Raw genomic sequence first — 26,172 nt, 5'->3', positions numbered from 1 at the left:
CGTTTCCACGTCGTCAGTTCACACCCAGTGCAGTCGCGACCGCCACCGGGTCGACCTCGATGGCGTCGACCTTCGGCATGCCGAGCAGTGCGGTGTCGGGATCCTTGAGACCGTTGCCGGTGACCGTGCAGACCACGGTCTCGCCCGCCTTGACCCAGCCCTCTTCGCGGCTGGCCAGCAGACCCGCGACGCTCGCGGCCGATGCAGGTTCGACGAAGACGCCTTCGCGTCCGGCGACCAGCTTGTAGGCCTCGAGGATCTTCTCGTCGGTGGCCGCGCGGAACATGCCGCCCGACTCGTCCTTGGCGGCGACGGCCTGGTTCCAGCTCGCGGGCGAGCCGATGCGGATCGCGGTCGCGATGGTCTCGGGGTCACTGACCGGAGCACCGTTCACCAGCGGCGCGGCACCCGCGGCCTGGACACCGAGCATCCGCGGCAGCGAATCGATGATGCCGTCGGCGTGGTACTCGCGGTAGCCCTTCCAGTACGCGGTGATGTTGCCCGCGTTGCCCACCGGCAGGGCGTGGACGTCGGGAGCCTTGCCGAGCACGTCGACGATCTCGAACGACGCGGTCTTCTGGCCCTCGATGCGAGCCGGGTTGACCGAGTTCACCAGCTCGATCTCGGGGTAATCGGCGGTGACCTTGCGGGCCAGTTCGAGGCAGTCGTCGAAGTTGCCCTGCACCTGGATCACCTTGGCGCCGTGCATGACGGCCTGTGCCAGCTTCCCCATCGCGATCTTGCCCTCGGGAATCAGGACGGCGCAGGTGATGCCCGCGCGGGTGGCGTACGCGGCGGCGGAGGCCGACGTGTTGCCGGTCGACGCGCACAGGACGGCCTTCTTGCCGTTGTTGACGGCGTTGGTGACGGCCATCGTCATGCCGCGGTCCTTGAACGAACCCGTGGGGTTCAGACCCTCCACCTTGAGGTACACGTCGCAGCCGGTGATCTCCGACAGGACCGGTGCCGCGACCAGCGGGGTGGCGCCCTCGAGAAGCGTGACGATCTTCCAGCCGTCGCGGACCGGCATCCGGTCGCGGTAGGCCTCGATCAGTCCGGGCCAACCGCGGTGAACGGGCTGGTACTCGGTGTTAGTCATTGGTTCCCTCCAAACGGAGCACGCTGGACACCTTGAGTACGGAGTCCATCTTTTCGAGTGCGGCGACGGTTTCCGACTGTGCGCGGTCGGAGGCGCGATGAGTGACGACGATCAGGCGCGCATTGTCGCCCGCGCCCTCTTGGCGAACGGCGGCGATGCTGACGTCTCGCTTGGAGAACTCCCCCGCCACCTGCTGCAGCACGCCCGGCCGGTCGGCGACCTTCATCGAGACGTAGTAGCGGGTCGGGACCTCATCGATCGAGGCGACCGGCAGCGACGCGTAGGTCGACTCCAGCGGTCCACGACCGTGATAGACGCGGTTGCGCGCGGCCATCACGAGGTCGCCGAGCACAGCTGACGCGGTCGGTGCACCGCCCGCGCCCTGACCGTAGAACATCAGGCGGCCGGCGTTCTCTGCCTCGACTGCCACCGCGTTGAACGCGCCGTTGACGGTGGCGAGCGGATGGTCGAGCGGGACCAGCGCCGGGTAGACGCGCGCCGAGATCTTCTCGCCGTCCGGGGTCTGGATGCGCTCGCAGATCGCGAGCAGCTTCACCGTGCAGTCGAACTTCTTGGCGGCCTCGAGATCCTTCGAGGTGATGTTCGTGATGCCCTCTCGATAGACGTCCGACGCGGTCACCCGCGAGTGGAAGGCGATCGACGCGAGAATCGCGGCCTTGGACGCCGCGTCGTAGCCCTCGACATCGGCGGTCGGATCGGCTTCGGCGTAGCCGAGGCGCCCGGCCTCGGCGAGCACCTTGGCGTAGCCGGCGCCGGTCTCGTCCATCTCCGAGAGGATGTAGTTGGTGGTCCCGTTGACGATGCCCGCCACCCGATTCACCGAGTCACCCGCGAGCGACTGGGTCAGCGGACGGATCACCGGAATCGCTCCGGCGACCGCCGCCTCGAAGTAGAGGTCGACGCGGTTGTCTTCGGCGGTCTTGGCGAGCTCGCCCGAGTGGGCCGCGATGAGCGCCTTGTTCGCGGTGACGACGGACTTGCCGGAGCCCAGCGCGGCGAGGATCAGGGTGCGCGCGGGTTCGATGCCGCCGATCAGCTCGACGACCATGTCGACGTCCGCGCGGCCGACGAGTTCCTGCGGATCCTCGGTCAGCAGGGACGGATCGATGCCGTCGCGTGCCCGGCTCGCGTCGCGCACGGCGACGCCGCGCAGCACCAGCGGCGCGCCGACGCGCGCCTGCAGGTCATCGGCCTTGTCGGTGAGGATCCGCACCACCTCGGTGCCGACGTTGCCCATGCCCAGCACGGCAACGCCGATGGGACGAGTCGATTCGCTCATTCCGGATCCACCTCCAGGCTCAAGAAGTCCTCGACCGTCTCCCGCCTCAGCATGAGTCGGGCACGGCCGTCGTTGACTGTCGCAACCGCTGCGCGCGGCACCATGTTGTAGCGGCTCGACATGGAATAGCAGTAGGCACCGGTGGCACCGACCACGAGCAGATCGCCCGGGGCCAGGTCCTCCGGCAGCCAGCAGTCGCGAATAACGATATCGCCGCTCTCGCAGTGCTTGCCCACCACCCGGCAAACGACCGCCTTCGCCTCGGAGACACGCGATGCGAGTCGGACGTCGTATTCGGCGTCGTACAGCACGGTGCGGATGTTGTCGCTCATGCCGCCGTCCACCGAGACATAGCGGCGTACGGTGTTGCCGTCGAGCGCGACGTCCTTGACGGTGCCCACCCGGTACAGCGTGACGCCGGCCGGTCCGGCGATGCCTCGGCCCGGTTCCACCGCGATCATCGGCATCGGCAGGTTCAGCGACTCCGACTCCCGTCGGACGATCTCGACGAGCGCCTCGGCGAGCACGCTCACCGGCGGCGGGTCGTCGCTCTCCAGGTAGGAGATTCCGAGGCCGCCGCCGAGATCGAGCACCTTGATCTGCTTGGTCTTCTCGACGCCGAACTCGGCGACGACGTCAGCCAGCAGACCGATGACGCGGCGCGCCGCGAGTTCGAAGCCGTCGATCTCGAAGATCTGCGATCCGATGTGGCTGTGCAGCCCCACCAGGCGCAGGTTGTCCGCGGCGAACACGGCGCGCACCGCGTCGAGGGCGACACCGCCCGCGAGCGCGAAGCCGAACTTCTGGTCCTCGTGAGCGGTGGAGATGAACTCGTGGGTGTGCGCCTCGACACCCGGCGTGACGCGGACCAGGACGTCGGCGACCACACCGCGCTCACCGGCCAGCCGATCGAGACGCTCGATCTCGACCATCGAGTCGAGGACGATGTCACCCACACCCGCGTCGAGGGCGGCGGCCAGTTCGCTCTCGGCCTTGTTGTTGCCGTGCAGCGCGATGCGCTCGGGCGGGAAGCCCGCGCGCAACGCGATCGCCAGCTCGCCGCCGGAACAGACGTCGAGGGACAGCCCCTCCGACTCGATCCACTTGGCGACCTGCGTCGAGAGGAATGCCTTGGACGCGTAGTGCACACGTCCGTACGGCCCGAACGCGCTCTGCATGTCGGCGCATCGCGAACGGAAGTCGGCCTCGTCGTACACGAACAGCGGAGTGCCGTACTCCTCGGCGAGCTGTTCGACGGAGACGCCACCGATCGTCACGACGCCGGCGTCGTCACGGTCGGTGCCGCGCGGGTACACATTGTCCGGGATGCGCGAGAGCTCCTCCGGACGGTTGGGCCGCTCCGCGAGATGCGGTGCGGCGAGGATCTCGGCGTGGCGAGGGCCTGCAGGATGTGCCATCACATTCTTTCTGGGGCGGAGACGCCGACGAGCGCGAGGCCGTTGGCGAGGACTTGGCGGGTGGCGGCGCACAGCGCGAGACGTGCGGCGTGAACGTCGCCGGGCTCCTCGTCGCCCTGCGGCAGCACGCGGCACCGTGCGTAGAAGCGGTGGTACGCCCCGGCCAGCGACTCGAGGTAGCGGGACACGCGATGCGGTTCACGCAGCGTGGCGGCGGTGGCGACGACCTCGGAGAAGTCGCCGATCGTGCGGATCAGGTCTCCTTCGGCCTCGTCGTCGAGCAGTTCCAGGTGCTCGGTGCTCAGCGACAGGCCGAGTTCGGCGGCGTGCCGCGCGAGGGCCGACAGCCGTGCGTGCGCGTACTGCACGTAGTAGACCGGGTTGTCCGCCGACTGCTTGCGGAGCAGATCGAGGTCGATGTCGATGTTGACGTCGATCGACGAGCGGATCAGCGCGTAGCGAGCCGCATCCACCCCGACCGCTTCGACGAGATCGTCGAGGGCGATGACGGTGCCCGCGCGCTTGGACATGCGGACCGGCTGCCCGTCCTTGACCAGGTTCACCATCTGGCCGATGAGGACCTCGACGGCGTCGGCGTCGTAGCCGAGCGCCGCGGCCGCCGCCTTGAGACGCACCACGTACCCGTGGTGGTCGGCACCGAGCATGTAGATCAGGTGGTTGGCGCCGCGGTCGTGCTTGTCCTTGAGGTAGGCGATGTCGCCGGCGATGTACGCCGCATTGCCGTCGCTCTTGATGACGACGCGATCCTTGTCGTCGCCGTAGTTCGTCGACCGCAGCCACCAGGCGCCGTCCGCCTCGTACAGATTGCCGTTGGCCTTCAGCTCGGCGATGGACTCATCGACCAGCCCACGGTCGAACATCGAGTTCTCGTGGGTGTAGACGTCGAAATCGGTGCCGAACTCGTGCAGCGTCCGCTTGATGTGCGCGAACATCAGCTCGACGCCCTCGGCCCGGAAGGCCTCGCGAGCGTCGTCGACCGGCAGATCGAGAATGCCCGGCACCTTCGCGACCACGGTGCCCGCGATGTCGTCGATGTACTCGCCCGCGTAGCCGTCTTCCGGCGTCGGCTCGCCCTTCGCGGCGGCCATCAGCGAGTTCGCGAAGCGGTTGATCTGCTCGCCGTGGTCGTTGAAGTAGTATTCGCGCGTGACCTGCGCACCTCGCGCGGCCAGGACGCGACCGAGCGCGTCGCCGACCGCCGCCCAGCGCGTTCCGCCCAGGTGGATCGGTCCGGTGGGGTTCGCCGAGACGAACTCGAGGTTCACGTTCAGGGTCGACAGCTCGTCGCCGCGTCCGTAGTCCGCGCCCCGGTCGAGAACGCTGGCGACCGTCTGGTTCTGCGCCGCCGCCGCGAGGCGGAGGTTCACGAATCCCGGTCCGGCGATCTCCGCGGAGTCGATGCCCGGGTCACTTGCGAACTCGTCGGCGAGCCAGGTGGCCAGTTCGCGCGGATTGACGCCCGCACGCTTGCCGAGCTGCAGCGCGATGTTGGTCGCGTAGTCACCGTGTTCCGGACTGCGCGGACGCTCCACGACCACGGTCTCCGGAATCAACGACGTATCGAGGTCATGAGCTTGGAAAACCTTCTGCGTCGCAGCGCGAAGCAGAGCGGCGAGTTCGGTGGGAGTCACGGGAACCTATCTTATTGTCCCAGGTGCCGTTCGCGACAATCGGACCTTACCGCCGGTCCTCGTCGACGAGCCGGAGGCTCGATCGCCGCACCGGACGGCCGGCCCGGCGATGATCACGCCTCGACGGTGGCGCTCACGGCAGATTCAGCTGCCAGGAAACGCCGAACCGATCATTGACCCATGCGAAAGCCTGCGAGAAGCCGTAGTCGGCGAGCGGCATCAGCACACCCCCGCCATCGCCCAGTATCGCGACCAGCCGTTCGAGTTCATCCCGGTCGGCGACGTCGACGAACATCGAGCTCGACGGCGTGAAGTCGAAGGCGTGGTCGACGGCACTGTCGCTGACGAGGACTCGCTGTCCGGCCAGGTCGAGTTCGGCCAGCATGATGCCTTTGGACGGGTCCTCATGCGGCTGCGACGTGACGACGCTGCTTCCGGGGAACGCCGCCAGATAGAGCTCCACGGCGTCGGCCGCGACGGCTTTCTGGAACATCAGGAACGGGCGGATCTTCGTCATGGGTCCAAGCGTAGACACGACCCCCGACAGGTCCGACTCCGCGCGGCTAGCGTGAATCCATGACCTCCGTCATCGTCGTCGGCAGCATCAACCTGGACATCGTCACGGCCTGTCCGTCGTTTCCTCGCCCCGGCGAGACGGTCACCGGCTCCTCCGCGCGATACGCGCAGGGCGGCAAGGGCGCCAATCAGGCACGTGCGGCGGCCCTCGCAGGCGCGGACGTCACATTCATCGGCGCGGTCGGCGACGACGGCGCCGCCCGGACGGTTCTGCCGCCGCTGTCGGAGGCCGAGGTCGAGTTGCGAGTGACCACCGTCGAAGGCCCGACCGGCGTCGCGGTGGTCACAGTCGACGACACGGGTGAGAACACGATCGTCGTGGTACCCGGGGCGAACGCGGCCGTGGCACTCACCGCGGACGACCGGCGGGCGATCGCCGCCGCGGACGTGCTGCTGATGCAGTTCGAGATCCCGCCTGACGTGGTCCTCGACGCGGCGCGGACGGCGAACGCGCACGGCACCGTCGTGCTCCTCAACCCGTCGCCCGTGCGTGCACAGCCCGACGAACTCTGGGGGCTCGTCGACGCCGCGATCGTGAACGAGGCAGAGGGCCGGTCGCTCGCCGATCACCTCGGTTCGGTGGACGTCGTCGTCACCACCCGCGGCGGTCGGGGCGCGTCCCTTCGCGGTCGCGACGGAGTCGTCACGGTGCCCGGGATTCCGGTCGACGTCGTCGACACGACAGGTGCGGGCGACGCCTTCACCGGTGCGCTGGCCGCCGCCTGGGACCTTCCCGAATCCGAGCGCCTGCGGCTGGCGAACGAAGCGGGGTCTCGGGCGACGACCGTCCGCGGCGCCTGCGCTCCTCAGCAGCCCAACTGAGTCGCCAGTTCGTCGATCCCGCGAACATGGAAGTCGTCGGCCGGGTTCGGGGCCTCGTCCTTGGGTTCCGGCCCCCACTCGGACGGTCGTTCCACATAGGCCGTGCGCAGTCCGAAACTGCGGGCCGCGGCGAGATCGGACACGTGGGTTGCGACCATCAGCACCTCGCTCGGGTGCACCTGCATCAGTCGTGCGAGGCCCAGGTACACCTCGCTCGCCGGTTTGTAACGGCGCCAGAGGTCGGAGCCGCCGACGAAGTCCCACGGAAGGTCGCTCGCCTTGGCCATCTCGTTCAGGAGCGCGACATTGCCGTTGCTCAGCGCACAGATCGTGTACTTCGCCTTCAGCCGATGGAGCCCCGACGACGAGTCCGGCCAGCCGGGAAGGACGTGCCAGGCGTGCACTGCGACGTCGAGCTGCGCAGGCGTCGCGCACACGTCGTACCTCTCGCGCAGGAGCCGTTCGAGGGTTTCGCGATGAAGGTCGTCGAGCATCGTCCATTCACGATCGCCCGCCTCCACCTCCGCGAGGACGGGCCCGTAGGTGCGTCGCCAGTCACGCGCCAGCTGAGAGGAGTCGATCTGTGGAAACGTCTGCGCCAGAACGTGGCTGACGCCCGTGTACCAGTCGGCGACGGTGCCGAAGGTGTCGAAGGCGATTACTTTCACGGAGTCCGGGCCAACTGATGCGGTCACCGCACCAGTGTCGCATTCGGGACCGTCAGGACCGTGAGTACTCGGAGGCTTCGCGCACCTGATCGGGTGTCGGGGTCACTCCGGTGTACAGCGCGAATTGGGCGGCGGCCTGTCCGGCGATCACGGCGTCACCGCTGATCGTCTCTAGTCCGCGTGCGCGCATCGCCCGCACCAGCGGCGTGTCCGGTGGCAACGCGACCACGTCGAGGCAGCCGTTCGCCGCTTCGACGACCGCGTCGTCGAAGGGAAGCGAATCGGCCGCAGGGCCGCCCGCCATTCCGATGGGAGTCGAGTTCACGAGTGTCGCCGGACGTGCATCACCCAACTCCGGGACATACGCGAAGCCGTACTTGGCGGCAAGCGCGCCGCCGGCCGCATGGTTGCGGGCGACGATCGTCACGTCGGTGAACTCGGTGTCGCGCAAGGCGGCGACCACGGCTTTCGCCATGCCGCCGCTGCCCGCCACGGCGACGGGCGCGGTTCGGTCGAACGAGGACGCGGCGAGGAGGTCGGCGACTGCCTGATAGTCGGTGTTGTACGCACGCAGCACTCCGCCGTCGTTGACGATGGTGTTCACCGATTCGATGGCCGCGGCCGAGGGCTCCATCACGTCGATGAGATCGATCACCGACTCCTTGTACGGCATCGAGACGGCCGCGCCCCGGATGGGCAGGCCACGAATGCCCGCGACCGCGTCGACGATGTCGGCGGGCGCAAACGCCTTGTAGACGTAGTTCAAACCCAACTCGTTGTAGAGATAGTTGTGAAACCGCGTCCCGATGTTCGACGGTCGCGCCGCCAGCGAGACGCACAGGACGGTGTCACGGTCGAGGGTCCGGGAATGCGGGGCGGTCATGGGTCAACGGTAACGGCGCTCCTGCGTCGCCGCCGATCACTCGGCCAGAATCAGCTTGACCCGAGCACCCCAGCGTTCATGGGCCGCCTGGCGAGTCATGCCTACGGCGCGGCCGATGACCTCCCAGCTGACTGCCATGGTCCGGAGGACGATCACCGTTTCAATGCAGTCGAGTCCTGCCCCGAACTGCACCCGCAGACTCACCAACTGCCAAGCCAGCATTCGCTGCGCGGGTATCTCCGTCCCCTGCTCCGCATCCCACTCGACGGTACCGGGGAGCGGTCCGGTACCGATCAGCTCATCCGCGCACCTGCCGGCTTCGGTCGCCGCGGCGTTGAGGACTCTTCGGGACGATTCCGTCACGTCGACGCTGCACGCCCTGTCGATCAAAGTCATCACCAAACCTCCAATAGTGTCAAGCACACTTTGACACAAGGCCGTTATTTAGTCAAGCTTTACTTGACGTTGCCGACGAACCTGTTGACCGCCGGCCTGCACGCGCTTAACGTCGATCGCAGCATCGCGTGTCGGTGGCGGACAGCGTCAGACATGGAGGTGCCGGAGACGAAAGTCTTTCAATGGCAGTCAGTTTCAATCACACCATCATCGGAGCGCACGACCCGCAGGCGTCGGCCCACTTCTACCGCGAAGTGCTCGGCGCCCGCCCCGCTCCCGACTGGGGACCGTTCACCAACATCGTGCTCGACGACGCGACACTCCTCCAGTTCGCACCTGCGCCCGTGAACGACCCGATACACATGGCGTTCCTCATGAACGACGAGGAGTTCGATCGCGGATACGCGGCGCTCCAGCGGAGACAGGTCGAGCATTGGGCAGATCCGCAGATGCGGCGGCCCGGCGAGATCGCCACCGAGGACGGTCGTCGAGTGTACTTCAAGGACCCGTCTGGACATCTCCTGGAAATGCTCACGCAGCCCTATCTATAAAGATGTTCACCCTATCACGCCGGGAAATCACTGCTCGCCGAGTTTGACATCGGCAACCGGATTCATCATGGTGACCTTTGGGTTGTCCGCCGATCGGACTGACAACTACTGGTCCGATGGGCGACGGCCTTTTGCTTTTACGGCGACATCCCGGAGTGATTTCCGGTTTGAAAGGTAAACATTTTGAATAGCGAGAATTCAGTCGCGATCATCGGCGCGGGGCCGAGCGGAATGGCCGCCCTGCGCGCATTCAAGTCTGCGGAGAACTCCGGCGCCGAGATTCCCGACGTGGTCTGCTTCGAGAAGCAGGACGACTGGGGCGGCCAATGGAACTTCACCTGGCGCACCGGAACCGACGGATACGGCGAGCCCGTCCATTCGAGCATGTATCGAAACCTGTGGTCGAATGGGCCGAAAGAGGCGCTCGAATTCGCCGAGTACACATTCGACGAGCACTTCAATCGGCCGATCTCTTCGTATCCGCCTCGAGAAGTCCTGTGGGACTACATCAACGGCCGCGCACAGCAGTCGGAAGTGAAAGATCTCGTCCGTTTCGCCCATGTGGTCCGCCGTGTGGAATTCGACGATCAGAGGCGGAAATTCACCGTCACCGTCGACGATCTGCGAAATCACGTCACCGAGGTCCGCGTCTTCGACCAGGTGATCGTCTCGACCGGGCATTTCTCCTTCCCCAACGTGCCCGACATCACCGGAATCGAGAGCTTCCCGGGAGAGGTGATCCACGCCCACGAGTTCCGGGGCGCCGAACGCTTCGCCGGTCAGCGCCTGCTGCTCGTGGGCGGTTCGTACTCTGCGGAGGACATCGGTATCCAGTCCCACAAGATGGGCGCGCGGCACGTGACGATGAGCTATCGGTCCGGGCCGCAGGGCTTCGCCTGGCCGGACGGAGTGGACGAGAAGCCGCAGATCGAGCGGATCGACGGCAGCGTCGCGACCTTCGTCGACGGATCGTCGGGTGAGTTCGACGCCGTCGTCCTGTGCACCGGGTACCTGCACCACTATCCGTTCCTGCCCGACAGCCTGCACCTGCGTTCGCCCAACAACCTCTACCCGAACGACCTGTACCGCGGCGTGACGTGGAACGCGAACCCCCAGCTGCATTACCTGGGCGCACAGGATCAATGGTTCACGTTCAACATGTTCGACGCTCAGGCCTGGTTCGTCCGCGATCTGATCCTCGGCCGTGTCGAGCTGCCGGATGCAGACGCGCGCGCGTCGCACATGAGGCAGTGGTCCGACCGCTATCAGGCGGTCGCCGACGACGCTGCCGCGGTCCGATTCCAGGCCGACTACATCCGCGACCTGATCGAGCAGACCGACTACCCGATGTTCGACCTCGACGAAGTGGTCCGGATCTTCCTCGAGTGGAAAGCCGACAAGAAGCAGAACATCCTCACCTACCGGGATCAGGCTTATCGGTCGGTGATGACCGGGACGATGGCCGTCGTCCACCACACCCGGTGGATCGATGAGCTCGACGACTCCCGCGAGCGCTACCTCGACGCGCAGACCACTGCCGACAGCGTGAGCTGACGACAGCGGACTGTCGGTGGGCGAACCTACACTGAGGGCATTCGCTGAAGGTTCGCTCACCGGAGGAGGGACACCGTGCCGCAGCCGTCACTCTTCGAGCCCGACGATGCAGGCCGTCCGCTCGCCGACCGCCTACGACCGCAGTCGTTGGCAGCGGTGGTCGGGCAGGAGCACGTCCTGGGTCCAGACGGCGCCATCGGCCGAATGGTGACCGAGCATCGTCTCGCGTCGATGATCCTGTGGGGGCCGCCTGGCTGCGGCAAGACCACTATCGCGCGGCTGCTCGCCGAACAGACCGATCTGGCCTTCGAGCCGCTGTCTGCGACCTTCTCCGGTGTCGCCGACTTGCGCAAGGTCTTCCTGGCTGCGCAGAAGCGGCGCGAGGTCGGCCAGGGCACGTTGCTGTTCGTCGACGAGGTCCACCGTTTCAATCGCGCCCAGCAGGATTCGTTCCTGCCGTACGTCGAGGACGGCACCATCGTCCTCGTCGGCGCCACCACGGAGAACCCGAGCTTCGAACTGAACGCCGCACTCCTCTCGCGCTGCCAGGTGTTCGTGCTGAAACGACTCGACGAGGCCGCACTCACCACGCTCATCGGGCGTGCCGAGTCGCTGCTGAGGCGTGCGCTGCCACTGTCCGAAGACGGCCGTCAGGCACTGATCGCCATGGCCGACGGCGACGGTCGCTATCTGCTGAATCTCGTCGAACAGTTGCAGCACGTCAGCGGCACGCTCGACGTGGACGGCCTGGTCGATCTCGTACAGCGACGCGCCCCGCTGTACGACAAGTCCCAGGAAGGCCACTACAACCTGATCTCAGCGCTGCACAAGTCGATGCGCGGATCAGATCCCGACGCCGCTCTGTACTGGCTGGCCAGGATGCTGGACGGCGGGGAGGACCCGCTCTACGTGGCGCGCAGACTGGTGCGGTTCGCGAGTGAGGACGTGGGGATCGCCGACCCCGATGCCGTGCGTCATGCGCTCGCCGCGTGGGACGCGTACGAGCGGCTCGGTTCTCCCGAAGGGGAACTCGCCATCGCACAGATCGTCGTGTACCTCGCCACCGCACCGAAGTCGATCGCGGTGTACCGCGGCTTCGGCGCGGCCCGGAAGCTCGCGAAACGCACGGGGTCTCTGATGCCGCCCGCGCACATTCTCAACGCACCCACCGGGCTGATGCGCGAGCTCGGCTACGGCAGTGGCTACCAGTACGATCCGGACACCGAGGACGGCTTCTCCGGCGCCGACTACTTCCCGGAAGGTATCGGCAGGCATCGCCTGTATCGACCGACCGAGAACGGCTACGAGTCGACCGTCGGACGGCGGATGTCGGAGTGGGACCGACTGCGGACCGAGAGGCACGACGGCGGTGCGAACGCATGAAAATGCCGCTTGACCTGGTCTAGTCAAGCGGCATAAGAGTGCCCCCCGTAGGATTCGAACCTACGACCTTCTGCTCCGGAGGCAGACGCTCTATCCCCTGAGCTAGGGGGGCTCATCGGGCGAGAGCAACATTAGCGCACTCCCTCTCGACGGCCCAACACCGGGGTCGGTGTCGAGCGTCAGCCCGCTCCGCAGACCCGATTCAGCCATTGCGCATTCACCCGGATCGTGCCACTCTCTCCTACCATGATCTCCAGTGGAAAGGCGGCCACCGCCTACATCGCATGAGCGCGCGTGGCGCCGCTCGGCGTCGCGCAGCGAGTCGGGTGATCGAGCATCGATCGATCGAACCCCTCCTCCGCTCTTCTGAACAACTGCGCGGCGACTGGCTCCAGTCCGCATTGTCGACGGCTCCGGCCGACGTCGCCGCAGCCGAATCCGCGATCACCGACCTGTATCGGCTCGTCGGCCGCGGTCGACCGGAGTTCGTCTGGGCTCCCTCTCCCGGTGCGGCCGTCGACGTCGTCGCCGACCTCGGACTCGTCGGAGCCGATCCGCTCAAGTCGTCCGAGCGTGCGCGTGTGCCCGCACTGGTCGCCGAACTCATCACCGGATCGCACAAGGGGATGAAAGCCCGGATCCGACGCCGAGCGTCCTACGATCCGTTCCCGAAGCAGACGCCCTACCACCCGTTCGACCCGTACTTCCTCCCGGCCGACTCGGTGCCGGCCGAGTCCGACGTCTTCACCGTTCTGCGATCGGCGGTGTGGGACTCGATGCGGACCACGCTGCTCGACGGCGTCGTCGCACCGATCCGTCGAATGCGCCCACCGCCGACCGGCGTCATCACGTGGTACGGGCAGCACGAGGCCTATCGGATCGCGTACTTCGACATCGTGCGCCGGCTCGGGCTGGTGCGGTACGCAGATGCTGACGACTCGCTGCTCGACCTGCAGATCGCACTGGCCCGGGTGTGCGGCTGGTGGTGGGCGTTCGACGACGTGTGCGTGGTCTCGCATCGTCCCGTGGCTCTGCATCTGGAACCCGCGCCCGGAGCCTCGTCCGGCGAGCGCCGTCTGCATCACCGTGATGATCCCGCGATTCGATTCGCCGACGACACAACACTTTTCGCACTGCACGGCACCGTCGTTCCGGAATGGGTGATACGCGAGCCCACGATCGACCGCATCGCGTCGGAGCCGAACATCGAAGTCCGGCGATCGGCGATCGAACGACTCGGATGGGAGACGTTCATCGCACGGGCCGAGCTCGAACTGCTCGACCGGGTCCCCGATCCCGGAAACCCCGGCGCGCTCCTCGAACTGTATGCGACGCCAGACGATTGGTGTCCACGCAGCCGAATCCTGCTCGCCGTCAACGGATCCGTCGAGCGCGACGGGACACGGCGCCGCTACGGCCTCAACGTCCCCGCGTGGGCCGAGAGCGCCCTGGACGCCGCCGGGTGGACGTACGGGCTGCCAGGCCCCGCGTATGCGCAGCTGGCCCGCCGCACGTGATCGTCGGCGCGCGCATCCCCATTCCTTCGAACCGACAGGTGAATCCCATGAATCACGGACATGCTCCCACTCTCGCCGATCTCGCCGACCGCTCCGGTGTCGACGTTCTCGACCACCTCGACACCCAAGTCCGCGTACCGGTCATCGCCGGCCTCCAAGCGCAGGGCGATCTGATCGTCATCCCCGAGGATCTCGTTCCCCAGGTTCGGCCGTACTCGCAATCCATCCGACTCAATGTCGCAGGCAGCGGCATCGAGTTGCTTCGCAGCGAGTCCGGCGGCAATCCCCACACACTCGTCTCAGATCCGGGCACGTGCTTCTGGTACCCCAGCGTGAACGATCTGATTCGACTGTCGCTCGGCTTCCTCGAGACCCAGGTGAGCGCGTATCTCATCCATCCCGAGCACGGCGCGACGGGCATGGCACCGGGCCGCTACCTGATCCGGCGGCAACGCGAACGAAACGGCAGTTCGGGCACCGCCGATCGATTCGTCTACGACTAGGCCGTAGTGTGATTCGTCCGTGTTGCGAAGGTCAGACGGCGATCAGCTTGGCGCCGGCCACTTCTCGATAGCGGTCAGGAGTGCAGGTCAGCACGATGATCTGCGCGTCGCCGCCGGACGTGCCGAGCACCTGCGCCATCGAAGCCAGTCGAGTGGGGTCGGTATAGCCGAGCGCGTCGTCGAGGATCAGCGGGACGCCGTCCGCAGCGTCCACCAGCGTCGCGCAGGCGAGCCGGGCGAGAAGGCCCAGCTGTTCCTTCGCGCCGCCGGAGAGGGCGTCGACGTCGACCGTGACACCGTCCAGGGTGCGCGTCGTGATGACGAAGTCGTCGTCGATGTGGAAGCTCACGTCGTCGCCGAACACTGGGGCCGCGAGCTCTTCGAGGCGACGGGTGAAGGGATCGACGTACCGTGCGCGACTCTCGTTCCGCTTGCGCTGGAGCGTCTCGTACAGCGCACGGGCGCCCGCCGCACGTTCCGACACGCGGCGCAGTCGGGCCTGCGCGGCGTCGTCCTCCGCGACCGATTCGGCGAGCTCGTCGAGACGCCCGTCGCTGCGGCACACCTCGAGCTTGGTGGACAGCTCGGTCTGCAGCCGCTTCTCCTCGGCCAGCCGGGCGCGAAGCCGATCCTGTGCGGCTTCGGCCTGGGCCGCCTTCTCGCGAAGTCCGGTCAGGTCGAGTTGCTCGAGACGCTGGACGAGCTTCGCGAGCGAGGAACGCGCGGCGTCGAGCTCGCTCGCCGCCGAGTCGACTCGCCCCGCCAGCACCTCGTCCGATGCCGCAGCGGCCGCCTCCGACAGCTCCAGATCCAGGGTCCGCAGATCTGCCGCGATCCGGGCCCCGGACTCTTCGAGTGTCGTGGCCCGCAACTCCTGTTCGTTCACTGCCGCAAGCAGCGCGTCGCGCATCCGCTCGAGCTCGGTCACCCGGTCGGACGCCCGCCGCTCGTCGGTGCGCAGCTCCGCCGGATCCACACGCTCGCCGGCATCCGGAAGCTCCTCCGGGAGCCGTCCGACGAGGTCGAGGCGCTGACGCTCCAAATCGTCGGCGCCCGCCCCGCCGAGCTCCCGGCTCAGGCTCCGCTCCAGTTCCTGCACCTGACGCAAGGCCTCGGCGCGGCGTGCGGCCGCGGGAGCGACGTCCGACAACCGCTCGACCTCGCAGCGGCGCAACAGATCGGTCTCCCGTTCCCGGAGCGCGGCGAGTTCACCCGCCAATGCCTCGGAGTCGGCGCCCGGCCGGATCTCGATCCGCGCTGCGCCCGGAACCTCGACGACGGTCAGCGCCGCGGCCGCCACCTCGACCTCGCCATCGACCGGGTCACCGCCGACCAGCACCTCCCCTGTGCCCGATCGGCTGACCGCCACCGTGGCTGCCACGGCGTCGAGCCTCGCGCAGGCAGCGGTGATGTCCCGGTCGAGCGTCGACGCGGCGCGGACGTCGTCACCGGTCACCGAGATCTGTTCGGCGGCACTCCGTGCAGCCGCGAGTTCCCGCTGCAGGCGGGCGATCTCGCTCAATGACGTCTCCAACCGGGCCAATCGTGCGCGATCTGAGGCCACGACCGCCGCAGCCTCCGCGGCGCGCAGCGCCTCGCGCAGGTCGTGATGTCGTTTCACCGCCTCCGCGATCTGCGGGGCCATCTCGGCCGCGCGGTCGGCGGCACTGCGTGCACGACCGCGCGCCTCGGCCACCGCGTGCTCGTTCCGCTTCGTGGACTCGCGCAGCGCCTGCAGTTGCGCACGGCTCCGTTCGCGCATTCGGACAGCGTCGACCGCCACCTGATGAACCAGCTGCCTGTTGTCTGCCACCGCGCATGCCGCTGTCGTCTGCTCCCGGACGGCCTCCGCCTCGGCGAGCGCCGCCGTCGTCGTCTGCACTTCGACGTTGCCCGTCTGCTCATCGGCCAGCAACTGGCGGATCGCCTCGGCGACTCGCGGCAGCCGGTCGGCCGCATCCTGCGCGCGAGCGAGGATCTCCCGGCGCTCGGCGACTGCGGACGCCGACCGACTCGCGGCCTCGCGCGCTGCGGCCAGTTCGCCGGTCGGCCGGCCTTGCGCGATCGTGAAGTACTTCTTGTACTCAGCGGTCACCGCGGCGACCAACTCCTGGGTCTGCGCCGACTCGCCGCCGTCGGACTCCGCCTCCCCCGCGGCTCGATCGAGTGCCTGCGACAGGGCCGAGCTGTTCGCGAGATCACCCAGCCGCGGATCTGCGGACTGCAGCAGTCGCAGCGCCCCGAACAGCGTCTTGTCGAGGGAGTCGGCGAGAATCTGCTCCACCCGTTCGTGGGCTTCCCGTCCGGCGAGTTGTTCGCGCACCGGCTCGATGATCGTCAGTGCTGTCTCCGGCTGCCGGTTGAAGCGCTTGAAGTACTCGAATCGCCAGGGCCCGCAAGAGATCTCAGCGGAGACCTCGGTGCCGACGTCCCGACCCGACGGCTGCACCGCACGAACATTCTTCGACTTACTGCTGGATTGCGTCGTCAACAGGAGGTCGAACGCCTCCATCATCGACGACTTCCCCGCCTCGTTGTCGCCCTCGATGACGGTGACGCCGGACTCCGCGAACGCGACCTCTCGCGCCGCGACCCCGCGGAAGTTCTCGACCCGCAACCGATGCAGCCTCATCGTCCCGCTCCGATCAGCCGGTGCAGGAGTCCGAGAGCCGAGCGAGCGGCGTCCGCGTCGTTGCCATCGTCCGATGCCGCGCGCTCTGCCAGTTCGGCTGCCGCGAGCGCGGCGTAGCCCTGCAGATCGAGTGCGTCGACGTCGGACGGGTCCGAGACGACGGTGAGGTCGTGATGACGTTCCCAGATCTTCAGTGCCGCGAATCGGTCACCGAACTCGTCGAGCAGACCGCTGAGCGCGACGTCGTCCGCCACCCCGATCGTTCCGGTCAGCGACAGCTGCACCACGGTCCGCGACTTGTCGGGAATCGACGACAGCTGCTCGCGGAGCCTCACGATGTCGTCGGCTCCGTTGATGTCGTCCCGGAGCGTCCGGAAGGCCCACTGCCCCACGCGGTGCCGTGTCACGTCGACCGACCGCTCACCCTCTCGGCTCAGCCGGACCTCGAGGACGTGACCGGGCTCGGTTTCGACATGGTCGAAGGCGGTGACCTCGGGTGCGCCCGAATACCAGACCCGACCCGAATCCCCGACCGAGGTGACCGAGTGCCGATCGCCCAGCGCCACGTAGTCCACCAGCTCTGCGGCGATCGCGACGTCGAGGGTCGCCCCGCCGACGATCGACGGATCGTCGTTCGGGCTCAGCGAGTCGACCCCGCCGTGCCCGACCACGATCCGGATGTCGTCGGAGGCCGCGAGCTGTGCGATCTGGTCGTTAACCAGGTCGACGAGCGGCCGCTTGGTGGTCCATGGCGCGGCGACCAGGCTGATGCCCTCTCGCACGGCGACGACGCCGGGCTTGTCCAGGACGGTCACATTGTCCGGGCAGGCCGCGACGAACTCGCGCGACCGATATACGCTGGTCGCGTCCAGCGGGTCGTGATTGCCGGGAAGCAGATACACCGGAACCGGATAGTCGCCGAGGGCGTCGAGGGTGCGCCGGATGATCCGGGTCGACACACGGGGGTCGTCGAACACGTCGCCGCAGACCACGACGAACTCGGCGCCGGTCGAACGTGCGACCTCTCCGATACGGACGATCGCGTCCTCACGCGCCGCGTTATAAGTCGACTGCGCTTCGCCCGCCAGGAAGTGCCGCGTCATCCCGAGCTGCCAGTCCGCTGTGTGCAGGAACGTCACGGTGCGGCCGAGCGCCGGCGCCGGCCCGGGGGCCGACGCCCGCGTCGTCTCGATCGGATGACTGGGCACCGAGAACAAGGCGAGCGGTTCGAGGTCGAACAACGGCTCCGTCACGCACGTGGTGCTGTCGAGCGCCGAGTCGTCGTAGGCCGGCCGTGACATTCTCTGTTCCCTCCCCGAAGTCTGTGGGATCCGTTCAACCCGTCGAGACGATGGTACGAGGGAGCTCCGACAATTCCGGTCAGACGCGGCCGCGGACCTTCTCCGCGACGGCGCGGAAGGCGACGATCGCCTCTTCCACGTTCGTGTCGGCTTCGAGGTCCTCACTGTTCTGCGCGATGACGACGTGATCGCGCGGCGACACGTAGATGTACTGGCCGAGGACGCCGACGGCGAGGAAGTCTCCGCGGTCGCCGTCGCCGAGCCACCACTGATAGCCGTATCCGTACACCGACCCGGGCCGCGCCCGGCCCGGCATCACCACCGCGGCCGAGGGAGTCGTGGCATCGCGGACCCAGGAAGCGGGCACCACCCGGCGTCCGTTCGCCATGCCCCCGCGCGCGAACAGCAAGCCGAAACGTGCCAGGTCGCGGGTAGTCGCATGGTAGGACGCAAACGCCAGAGCGGTACCCGAGTAATCCTGGCCCACCGGTGTCGGTGAGGCCATCCCCGCGGGCCGCCAGATCTTGTCCTGGACGTAATCGGCGAGCGAACGGCCGGTGACCTTCGCGACCAGCCAGCCGAGGACGATCGTGTTCATCGACGCGTAGTTGAACGTCGATCCCGGCTCGCGTTCGCGCACCGATTGTTCGGCCTGCGCCTTCAGCGGCTCGCCGAGGACCATCCGGATGGTCGTGCCGGTGGACCCCGCCGTGACGTTCGCGACGTTCGACTCGTCGTACCGCTGGCCGGACGTCATGCGGAGCAGGTCCTTGATCGCCACGCCGTTGTATCCGGACCGCTTCAGCTCCGGCAGGTACCGGGTGATCGGGTCGTCGATCGACCTGATCCGACCCTCGCCGAGCGCGATGCCCACCGCGGTCGAAGTGATGGACTTGCCGACCGACCACGAGTTGAAGTGGCTGGCCGCCGTGTAGCCCCCGAAGTACCGCTCGTCGACGATCTCGCCGCCGGACAGGACGACGAGTCCACGCGCAGAGGTACGTCGCAGATAGTCGTCGAAGGAGCGCAGGCGGCCCTGATAGGGATAGGTCGCCGACACGCGGCCCGGGATGCGCGGCAGAGCGACGGGATGCGCCGACGGCGCCATGGTGGAGGTCGGGTAGAAGATCACGTTCGGCAGCACCGGCAGCGGCGACGGCGCGGGCACCGCGGCCGCGGGTCCGACGGTGAGCGAAGCGAACGCTGCGGCGGCGGTGAGCGCCGCCGCGCCGCGGACCATGCGTGAGTGCATGCAGGTTCCTCTGTGACGGGCCGATGGATCAGGGTCGGGCGGCACCGGTCTCGGCGGCGTCAACGCCACTCGCGGGACTCGACGCTCCGGTCGGCGCGCCCGGAGCCCCGGTCCGGACCAGGAACAGCGTCGCGATCGCGCCGATCAGCAGGACCGCGGCCCCGAGGTAGATCGACTGACCCATCGCGCGCGCAAAGCCTTCCCGGAGGAACTCCGGCAACTGCTGCACCGAGCCGCTGTGACTCGCGGTGTCGACGCCCGGCAGATTCGCGGCCAGCCGCGACATCATCAGCGCGCCGATGCCGGCCGAGCCGATCACCGAGCCGATCACGCGGGTGGTGTTGTAGACGCCGGCTCCCGCGCCCGCCTGATGCCACGGCAGGTTACGTGTCGCGGTCGCCGCGAGCGGGGCCCAGACGCCGGCACTCGACAGGCCCATCAGCAGGGTCGGTGCGACCAGCATCCACACCGGCGTCTCCGGCCGGAACACCATGCCCGCCCAGAACGAGGCGACCGCATAGCCGAACAGTCCGAGCGCCACCACGTTGCGCGGGTGCACGCGGTCCAGGATCCGGCCGACGATCGGCGCGAAGATGCCGGTCAGCACCGCCATCGGCACCAGGACCAGCGCCGAACGCAGCGGCGTCATGCCACCGACGAGCTGCAGGAAGAACATGATCGGGATCATCGAGCCCGACACGGCGAAACCCATGGTGGCGATGCCGACGTTGGACACGCTGAAGTTCCGGTCACGGAACAGCGACAGCGGAACCAGCGGCTCACCCTTCGTCCGGCTCTCCCACAGGAAGAAGAGTCCCATCACGACGGCTCCGGAACCGATGAGCGCCCAGATCCAGCCGGCCCAGTCGTACGACTCGCCTTCCTGGATACCGAACACCAGTGCCGACAGACCGACGGCGGACAGGGCGACGCCGATCCAGTCGAACTTGTGGTCGTGGGTCTCGACGTTCGGGACCAGCACCTGCGCGAGCACCAGGCCGGCGAGGCCGACCGGGAGGTTCACGAAGAAGATCCACTCCCAGCCGAACGAGTCGGTCAGGATGCCGCCGAGCAGCGGACCGACCAGGGTCGCGACGCCGGCCACGGTGCCCCACACGCCCATCGCCGCACCGCGCCTCTCCGGCGGGAAGATGCGGGTGATCAGCGCCATCGTCTGCGGCGTGATCAGCGCGGCGCCGAGGCCCTGGACACTTCGCGCCGCGATGAGTTCACCGATGCTCCCGGAGAGCCCGCACCACACACTCGCCGCCGTGAACAGCAGCAGTCCGGCCTGGTAGACGCGTTTGGGACCGATCTTGTCGCCGAGTCGACCCGCCACCAGCAGCGGCACCGCGTACGTGAGCAGGTACGCACTGGTGACCCACACGATGCCGTTCACGTCGGCGTCCAGCGCCTCCATGATCTGGGGCTGGGCGACCGCGACGATCGTCATGTCGACGAGGATCATGAAGAAGCCGAGACACAGGGCCATCAGCGCCGCCCATGGACGGTCCGTGACCGACTTGAACGCCGGAGTCTGCGGAGTCGATGTCACTCGAGTCCCCTTTCGAGCTGAGACACCCGTCTGGTGCCGAATGAGGGCATTAGGTTAACACCGATCACCGACCGTCGATCAACTCGATTCCCCCTGGCCCGACCGCCTTCGAGCAGTGTGACGCAGGCGATGCCGACTCCGGAATATTCCGCACCCTTCGTGGCTTGTACGAAGGTGGTTCACCGCGTCGTCCGCGGGTCCCGAGCCGCCGACGCCGACCGCCGGCCGACCGCGTCTGTCAGCGGTCGCGCATATTGTGGAGACGTCGCCCGACTACCGCTGTTCGCACCATCGAGCCGGAGCCAGAGAGGGAGAACCGACATGCGTAGATCGAAGTCCGTCGCACGCCAGGACCGCCGCGCCGACGAGCCGGCGCCCTCATCGGTGCCGTCCACCACCGCCGTGGATCCGCAGAAATCAGGTAAGTCGTCTCTGCTGGTCCTGACCGGTCTGATCGACAAGGCCCAGCGACTCCAGCAGCCTGCCGTCGCGAAGTATGTTCGCCGAATCCGGCGGAAGTACCCCGACGAGGGCCCGGAGCAGGTGATCCGGCGACTTGAGAAGCACTATCTGCGCACCGTGACCGCGTCCGGCGGCGCGGTCGGCGCGACCGCGGCCGTCCCCGGGGTCGGCACCCTCACGGCGGTCAGTGCGATCACCGCCGAGTCAGCGCTGTTCATCGAGGCGTCGGCGCTGCTCGCGCTCGCGATCGCCGAGGTGCACGGAATCGCACCCACCGACGGTGAGCGGCGCAAGGCGCTCGTGCTCGCGGTCGCTCTCGGTGAAGAGGGTGCGACGGTCGTCGGCAAGGCGCTCGGCGCCCGCAGCAGCGACGCCATCGCCAAACTCGGCGTGCCCGGGATCCCCGGCGCGAACCTCAACACCATCAATCGCGCCCTGGGCAACAAGTTCATCAAGAAGTTCACCATCGGCAAGGCGCCGGTCGTGATGGGCAAGCTGGTCCCGGGCGGCATCGGCGCGGTGATCGGCGGCGTCGGCAACCGTGCCCTCGGTTCGCGCGTGATCCGCAATTCCCGCGAGGCCTTCGGTCCCCCGCCCCACTTCTGGGACGTCGACGGAGAGGTGATCGCCCCGCGCCGAGCGATCGAGGCGGGTTGAGCGACGCCGCGGCGGCGTCCGCACCGGGCTGGATCCGGAGGCTCCTCAGCGAATGCGGGCGACACCGCCGACTGGCGATCCTGATGACGGCGGTGACCCTGGGAGCCGTCGCCGTCGATCTGGTGACACCGTTGATCACCAAGGCCGCGATCGACTCCGCGACCGGGCAGGCGGTCGCCCGGGTGGGACTCCCGGTGTTGATCGGGATCCTGCTGTTCGGCGCGCTCCTCCGCTACGCCTGTCAGTTCGGACGCCGCATGACCGCCGGCCGAATGTCGATCACCGTCCAGGACGACCTTCGACGACGGCTGCTCGACACCCTGCATCACGTCGACGGGCCGTCGCGCGACACCATCCGCACCGGCCAGGTGGTCTCACGGTCGATCTCGGACCTCCAGGTGGTCCAGTCGCTCCTCGCCATGGCCCCACTGTCGCTGGGCGGTGCGGTCCAAGTCGTGTTGTCGCTGGGCGTGATGGCGTGGCTGTCGCCCCTGCTGACGCTGGTCGCCGTCTGCATCGTGCCGCTCATCGCACTGATCGTCTACCGCAGTCGCAAACGACTCTTCGCCGCGACGTGGGCCGCTCAGCAGGCCTCTGCCGAGGTGGCGGGACATGTCGAGGAGACCGTGACCGGCGTGCGCGTGGTCAAGGGCTTCGGCCAGGAGCACCGCGCCACCGACGAGCTCGCCGCGCTCGGCGACCGCCTGTACCGATTCAAGCTGCGTGCGGCGAACATCAGCGCACGCTTCACCCCGACGATGGCGTCCATTCCCCAGCTCGGCATGGTCGCCGTGATCGGACTCGGCGGGTACCTGGTGTACCTCGGCGAGATCACCCCGGGCACCTTCCTCGCCTTCTCCACCTACCTGGCGACGATGACCGGGCTCGCCCGCATTCTGACGAATCTGGTGGTGAACGCGCAGCTCGCCGCGTCGGCGGTCACCCGCGTCTACGAGGTCATCGATCACCCCCGCGACGACGCATTCGACCAGACCGGGACCGTTCCCGCGGGTCCTCTCGGAATCTCGTTCACCGGCGTCGAACTCGGATACGGCGAGCGCCAGGTGCTGCGCGGCCTCGACCTCACCGTGGCGCCCGGTGAGTGCGTCGCCGTGGTCGGCGGTCCCGGCTCCGGCAAGTCGACCCTCGCCGAGCTCCTGACCGGCGCCTACCGGCCCGAGCACGGCAGCGTCGCCTTGGTCTCCGGAGCCGATGTCTGCGACATCGGCAGCCTGTCCACCGATGAACTGTACGGCGCGGTGGCGTTCGCCTTCGACGATCCCTTCCTCTATTCGGCGAGCATCGCCGCGAACATCGGGCTCGGGCCGGTCGCCGCGCCGCGCGGCTCCGACGACGCGATCATCTCGGCGGCACGGGCCGCGGCCGCGGACTTCGCCGCCGATCTGCCCGACGGCTTCGACAGCGAAGTCGGCGAACGCGGCCTCACCCTGTCCGGCGGGCAGCGCCAACGCGTCGCGCTCGCGCGTGCTCTCTACCAGCACAGTCGCGTCCTGGTCCTGGACGACGCCACCTCCGCGGTCGACGCCGCCACCGAAGCCCGGATCTTCGCGCACTTCCGGGCACTGGGAACGACGATGCTGGTGCTCGCGCATCGGGACTCGACCCTCGCCATCGCCGATCGCGTGGCCGTGCTCGACGACGGCGTCGTCTCCGACATCGGGACGGTCGCCGAACTCACCGAGCGCAGCGCGCGCTTCCGGGCGCTGATGTCGCCCACCGACACCCTCGAACAGCGTGCGGCGGCCGCGGCCGGGGTTCGTGCACAGAACCGCATCGGCGTCGACGCGCTCTGGCCGGGCGGCGTGGACGGACCGGCGCCGACCGCTCGACGGGAGGCCGCGCCGCCGGTCCGCTTCGGCCCGGGCAGCGGTGGTCGTGCCGGTGTGCTCGGCGCCATGCCTGCGACCGACGAGATCCGCGCCGCGGTCGACGCGCTCCCCCCCGCCGACGACGACCCGCGAGTCGACGTGGCGGCGGCTCGCGCCGAACGGTCCGACTTCAGCCTTCGGCAGATCCTCCGTCCGGTCCGGTGGCTGCTCGCGGTGGTCTTGGCGACCATCGCGGCGGACACGGTGATCGGGCTGGCCTTCCCGACGCTCGCCCGCACCGTGCTCGATGCCGGGGCCCGGGCGGACGCGACGCTGATCGGACTGGCCACGCTTGCGGGCGTCGCGCTGGTCGCCGCAGCCTGGGCGGAGGGTGCGGTCAACGTCGTCGCCGCGGCCCGGGCCGGCGAACGGGTGCTCTACAGCCTCCGCGTTCGGAGCTACGCGCACCTGCAACGACTCGGCCTCGACTATTACGAACGCGAGTTGTCGGGGCGGATCATGACGCGGATGACCACCGACGTCGACGCCTTGTCGGGGTTCGTTCAGAACGGTCTGTCGTCGGCGGTCGTCGCGGTGCTGACGCTGGTCGGCGTGTTCGGTGCGCTGCTGGCCACGGATTGGGAGCTCGGCCTGGTGATCGCGCCGGTGTTCCCCGTCCTGATCGTCGCGACGATCTTCTTCCGGCGAATCAGCTCACGCGCCTACACCCGCACGCGGGAGCTGGTCTCAGCGGTCAACGCCGACTTCCAGGAGAACATCTCCGGCCTGGCGACCACCCGGGTGTACCGTCACATCCCGGCGGCTCAGGCCGAGTTCGGCAGGCGGAGCGACGAGTGGGTCGCCGCGCGGATGGATTCGCAGCGCGCGATCTCGGTGTACTTCCCGTTCATCACCTTCTGCTCCGACGCGGCGACCGCCGTCGTCCTCGGCTTCGGTGCCCATCAGGTGGCGGCGGGCGCGATGTCGTCGGGCACCCTGATCGCCTTCGTGCTCTACCTCGCGATGCTGTTCGGTCCGGTGCAGCAGTTGACCACCGTGTTCGACTCCTATCAGCAGGCAGCGGTCGGCCTGCGCCGGATCCGCGACCTGCTGCTCGCCCCGAGTTCGCTGGTCGACGCGCCTGCGGCCGACGCCGAGGCCTCGGCCGCGGTGCTCGCCGCACCGGACTTCGACGGCGAGGTCCGACTCGATGGCGTCGACTTCCGATACGCGGGAGCCGAGCACAATGCCCTCAGCGACGTGGACCTGCACATTCCGCAGGGCACGTCGCTCGCGCTGGTGGGAACCACGGGCGCGGGCAAATCGACGATCGTCAAGCTGCTCGCCCGGTTCTACGACCCGACCACCGGCGCGGTGCGAATGGACGGCACCGATCTCCGCGAGATCGATCTGCACCGCTATCGCAGTCGGCTCGGCGTCGTTCCCCAGGAGCCGCATCTGTTCGCCGGGACCGTCGCCGACAACATCGCGTACGGCCGCCCCGGTGCCTCGCACGAGAAGATCGCCGAGGCCTCACGCCGTGTCGGCGCCGCGCAGATGATCGCCGACCTGCCTGGCGGCATGGAGTTCGGCGTCTCCGAGCGCGGGCGCGGGTTGTCCTCCGGGCAGCGTCAGCTCATCGCCCTCGCGCGAGCAGAGCTGGTCGAGCCCGATCTGATCCTGCTCGACGAGGCCACCGCCACCCTCGATCAGGCGACCGAGGCGCAGGTGCTGGCGGCGGGCGAGGCGCTCTCGCACCGGCGGACGAGTGTGATCGTCGCCCATCGGCTGGCGACCGCGGCTCGCGCCGATGTGATCGCGGTGGTCGAAGGCGGCCGGATCGTCGAGATCGGCACGCACGAGGAATTGTTCGCCGCGGGTGGCGAGTACCGGCGGCTGTGGGATGCGGGCGTCTCGCCCGACGACTGCGAGGAGGCCTGCGCGGCGGGCGTTGAAGACGCGGGGCGGGCCGCCGCGGGATGACACGCGACAGTTCGATACTCAGCAGCTCTCAATCTCTCGATCCAACGTCACAACATCCCATCGACCGGGACAAATCCGACGGTCACATGCCGCGATGCGGGTGATTTTCACCACTTAACGCGGTGTGTCCTGGTCTGTGGGCCACTCCGTGCCCCGGCCGCCAATCGTCCGCGTACCAT

General features: G+C 68.0%; 20 protein-coding genes and 1 tRNA gene. 8 read left to right on the top strand and 13 right to left on the bottom strand.

Translation table 11 applies throughout. From position 1 onward, the window contains the following. Positions 1–13 precede the first annotated feature (13 nt). The 5 genes from thrC to SCNU_RS03945 form a co-directional block, all read right to left on the bottom strand. On the bottom strand, positions 14–1,099 hold the full coding sequence (gene thrC / locus SCNU_RS03965) for a threonine synthase (RefSeq protein WP_009678068.1): 1,086 nt from the start codon (positions 1,097–1,099) through the stop codon (positions 14–16). Then, positions 1,092–2,399: a homoserine dehydrogenase gene (locus tag SCNU_RS03960; RefSeq protein ID WP_009678067.1), complete on the bottom strand. Its 1,308-nt coding sequence runs from the start codon at positions 2,397–2,399 to the stop codon at positions 1,092–1,094. The genes thrC and SCNU_RS03960 overlap by 8 nt, the downstream gene beginning before the upstream one ends. After that, positions 2,396–3,820, bottom strand: a complete 1,425-nt coding sequence (gene lysA, locus SCNU_RS03955; protein ID WP_175284064.1) for a diaminopimelate decarboxylase — start codon at positions 3,818–3,820, stop codon at positions 2,396–2,398. The genes SCNU_RS03960 and lysA overlap by 4 nt, the downstream gene beginning before the upstream one ends. Further along, the gene (gene argS, locus SCNU_RS03950) at positions 3,817–5,469 is read right to left on the bottom strand and encodes an arginine--tRNA ligase (protein ID WP_009678065.1); all 1,653 of its coding nucleotides are present in this window, start codon (positions 5,467–5,469) and stop codon (positions 3,817–3,819) included. The genes lysA and argS overlap by 4 nt, the downstream gene beginning before the upstream one ends. Before the next feature lie 133 nt (positions 5,470–5,602). Then, a complete protein-coding gene (locus SCNU_RS03945; protein WP_009678064.1) occupies positions 5,603–5,986 on the bottom strand; it encodes a VOC family protein in 384 nt (127 codons plus the stop codon). 59 nt (positions 5,987–6,045) lie between these two features. On the opposite strand from SCNU_RS03945, the gene SCNU_RS03940 reads away from it, so the two are divergent. Next, positions 6,046–6,867, top strand: coding sequence for a ribokinase (locus tag SCNU_RS03940; protein ID WP_009678063.1), 822 nt, complete (start codon positions 6,046–6,048; stop codon positions 6,865–6,867). Here the strand turns inward: SCNU_RS03940 and SCNU_RS03935 are convergent. The 3 genes from SCNU_RS03935 to SCNU_RS03925 are packed head-to-tail and all read right to left on the bottom strand — an operon-like array spanning position 6,852 to position 8,814. Further along, positions 6,852–7,562, bottom strand: a complete 711-nt coding sequence (locus SCNU_RS03935; RefSeq protein WP_238526289.1) for a haloacid dehalogenase type II — start codon at positions 7,560–7,562, stop codon at positions 6,852–6,854. The genes SCNU_RS03940 and SCNU_RS03935 overlap by 16 nt on opposite strands. A gap of 25 nt (positions 7,563–7,587) precedes the next feature. Then, complete coding sequence (locus tag SCNU_RS03930) at positions 7,588–8,418, bottom strand: shikimate 5-dehydrogenase (protein ID WP_009678061.1); 831 nt, start codon at positions 8,416–8,418, stop codon at positions 7,588–7,590. A 36-nt stretch (positions 8,419–8,454) separates the two neighbouring features. After that, positions 8,455–8,814: a hypothetical protein gene (locus SCNU_RS03925; protein WP_009678060.1), complete on the bottom strand. Its 360-nt coding sequence runs from the start codon at positions 8,812–8,814 to the stop codon at positions 8,455–8,457. A 182-nt stretch (positions 8,815–8,996) separates the two neighbouring features. On the opposite strand from SCNU_RS03925, the gene SCNU_RS03920 reads away from it, so the two are divergent. The 3 genes from SCNU_RS03920 (at position 8,997) to SCNU_RS03910 (ending at position 12,302) form a co-directional block, all read left to right on the top strand. Further along, complete coding sequence (locus SCNU_RS03920) at positions 8,997–9,365, top strand: VOC family protein (RefSeq protein ID WP_009678059.1); 369 nt, start codon at positions 8,997–8,999, stop codon at positions 9,363–9,365. 183 nt (positions 9,366–9,548) lie between these two features. Then, on the top strand, positions 9,549–10,919 hold the full coding sequence (locus SCNU_RS03915) for an NAD(P)-binding domain-containing protein (RefSeq protein ID WP_274378023.1): 1,371 nt from the start codon (positions 9,549–9,551) through the stop codon (positions 10,917–10,919). 75 nt (positions 10,920–10,994) lie between these two features. Continuing rightward, entirely contained in the window at positions 10,995–12,302 is a 1,308-nt protein-coding gene (locus SCNU_RS03910) for a replication-associated recombination protein A (protein WP_009678057.1), read from the top strand. 39 nt (positions 12,303–12,341) lie between these two features. Here SCNU_RS03910 and SCNU_RS03905 read toward each other — a convergent pair. Further along, positions 12,342–12,414, bottom strand: a tRNA-Arg gene (locus SCNU_RS03905). Positions 12,415–12,586: 172 nt separating this feature from the next. On the opposite strand from SCNU_RS03905, the gene SCNU_RS03900 reads away from it, so the two are divergent. Then, a complete protein-coding gene (locus tag SCNU_RS03900) occupies positions 12,587–13,819 on the top strand; it encodes a DUF6745 domain-containing protein (RefSeq protein WP_040517522.1) in 1,233 nt (410 codons plus the stop codon). A gap of 47 nt (positions 13,820–13,866) precedes the next feature. Next, a complete protein-coding gene (locus tag SCNU_RS03895) occupies positions 13,867–14,322 on the top strand; it encodes a hypothetical protein (protein WP_040517587.1) in 456 nt (151 codons plus the stop codon). A 31-nt stretch (positions 14,323–14,353) separates the two neighbouring features. Here SCNU_RS03895 and SCNU_RS03890 read toward each other — a convergent pair whose 3' ends face one another. The 4 genes from SCNU_RS03890 to SCNU_RS03875 form a co-directional block, all read right to left on the bottom strand. Then, positions 14,354–16,954, bottom strand: a complete 2,601-nt coding sequence (locus SCNU_RS03890; RefSeq protein WP_040517521.1) for an AAA family ATPase — start codon at positions 16,952–16,954, stop codon at positions 14,354–14,356. Then, positions 16,951–18,255 (bottom strand): metallophosphoesterase family protein, encoded by a 1,305-nt coding sequence (locus SCNU_RS03885; RefSeq protein WP_009678053.1) that lies wholly within the window; start codon positions 18,253–18,255, stop codon positions 16,951–16,953. Before SCNU_RS03885 ends, SCNU_RS03890 begins: the two co-directional genes overlap by 4 nt. A 79-nt stretch (positions 18,256–18,334) precedes the next feature. Next, on the bottom strand, positions 18,335–19,507 hold the full coding sequence (locus tag SCNU_RS03880; RefSeq protein ID WP_238526288.1) for a serine hydrolase domain-containing protein: 1,173 nt from the start codon (positions 19,505–19,507) through the stop codon (positions 18,335–18,337). Positions 19,508–19,535: 28 nt separating this feature from the next. Next, positions 19,536–20,999 carry a DHA2 family efflux MFS transporter permease subunit gene (locus SCNU_RS03875; protein WP_050792748.1) on the bottom strand — a complete coding sequence of 488 codons (1,464 nt, stop codon included), beginning with the start codon at positions 20,997–20,999 and terminating at the stop codon, positions 19,536–19,538. A 384-nt stretch (positions 21,000–21,383) separates the two neighbouring features. On the opposite strand from SCNU_RS03875, the gene SCNU_RS03870 reads away from it, so the two are divergent. Next, positions 21,384–22,181 (top strand): hypothetical protein, encoded by a 798-nt coding sequence (locus SCNU_RS03870; protein WP_009678050.1) that lies wholly within the window; start codon positions 21,384–21,386, stop codon positions 22,179–22,181. Next, the gene (locus SCNU_RS03865; protein ID WP_009678049.1) at positions 22,178–25,993 is read left to right on the top strand and encodes an ABC transporter ATP-binding protein; all 3,816 of its coding nucleotides are present in this window, start codon (positions 22,178–22,180) and stop codon (positions 25,991–25,993) included. Before SCNU_RS03870 ends, SCNU_RS03865 begins: the two co-directional genes overlap by 4 nt. The last annotated feature ends 179 nt before the right edge of the window (positions 25,994–26,172 follow it).

The organism is Gordonia neofelifaecis NRRL B-59395, from assembly GCF_000192435.1.
In the GTDB taxonomy this organism is placed as follows: Bacteria; Actinomycetota; Actinomycetes; order Mycobacteriales; family Mycobacteriaceae; genus Gordonia; species Gordonia neofelifaecis.
This window is presented reverse-complemented; position numbering and strand designations above follow the sequence as displayed.

What these genes read in the sequence shown, in the direction of transcription:
- SCNU_RS03920 (WP_009678059.1), top strand. Translation starts at nt 8,997, where the DNA reads ATGGCAGTCAGTTTCAATCACACCATCATCGGAGCGCACGACCCGCAG.
- SCNU_RS03895 (WP_040517587.1), top strand. Translation starts at nt 13,867, where the DNA reads ATGAATCACGGACATGCTCCCACTCTCGCCGATCTCGCCGACCGCTCC.
- SCNU_RS03870 (WP_009678050.1), top strand. Translation starts at nt 21,384, where the DNA reads ATGCGTAGATCGAAGTCCGTCGCACGCCAGGACCGCCGCGCCGACGAG.
- SCNU_RS03960 (WP_009678067.1), bottom strand. Translation starts at nt 2,399, where the DNA reads ATGAGCGAATCGACTCGTCCCATCGGCGTTGCCGTGCTGGGCATGGGC.
- SCNU_RS03945 (WP_009678064.1), bottom strand. Translation starts at nt 5,986, where the DNA reads ATGACGAAGATCCGCCCGTTCCTGATGTTCCAGAAAGCCGTCGCGGCC.
- thrC (WP_009678068.1), bottom strand. Translation starts at nt 1,099, where the DNA reads ATGACTAACACCGAGTACCAGCCCGTTCACCGCGGTTGGCCCGGACTG.
- SCNU_RS03885 (WP_009678053.1), bottom strand. Translation starts at nt 18,255, where the DNA reads ATGTCACGGCCGGCCTACGACGACTCGGCGCTCGACAGCACCACGTGC.
- SCNU_RS03925 (WP_009678060.1), bottom strand. Translation starts at nt 8,814, where the DNA reads ATGACTTTGATCGACAGGGCGTGCAGCGTCGACGTGACGGAATCGTCC.
- SCNU_RS03875 (WP_050792748.1), bottom strand. Translation starts at nt 20,999, where the DNA reads ATGGCCCTGTGTCTCGGCTTCTTCATGATCCTCGTCGACATGACGATC.
- SCNU_RS03890 (WP_040517521.1), bottom strand. Translation starts at nt 16,954, where the DNA reads ATGAGGCTGCATCGGTTGCGGGTCGAGAACTTCCGCGGGGTCGCGGCG.
- SCNU_RS03900 (WP_040517522.1), top strand. Translation starts at nt 12,587, where the DNA reads ATGAGCGCGCGTGGCGCCGCTCGGCGTCGCGCAGCGAGTCGGGTGATC.
- SCNU_RS03940 (WP_009678063.1), top strand. Translation starts at nt 6,046, where the DNA reads ATGACCTCCGTCATCGTCGTCGGCAGCATCAACCTGGACATCGTCACG.
- SCNU_RS03880 (WP_238526288.1), bottom strand. Translation starts at nt 19,507, where the DNA reads ATGCACTCACGCATGGTCCGCGGCGCGGCGGCGCTCACCGCCGCCGCA.
- SCNU_RS03930 (WP_009678061.1), bottom strand. Translation starts at nt 8,418, where the DNA reads ATGACCGCCCCGCATTCCCGGACCCTCGACCGTGACACCGTCCTGTGC.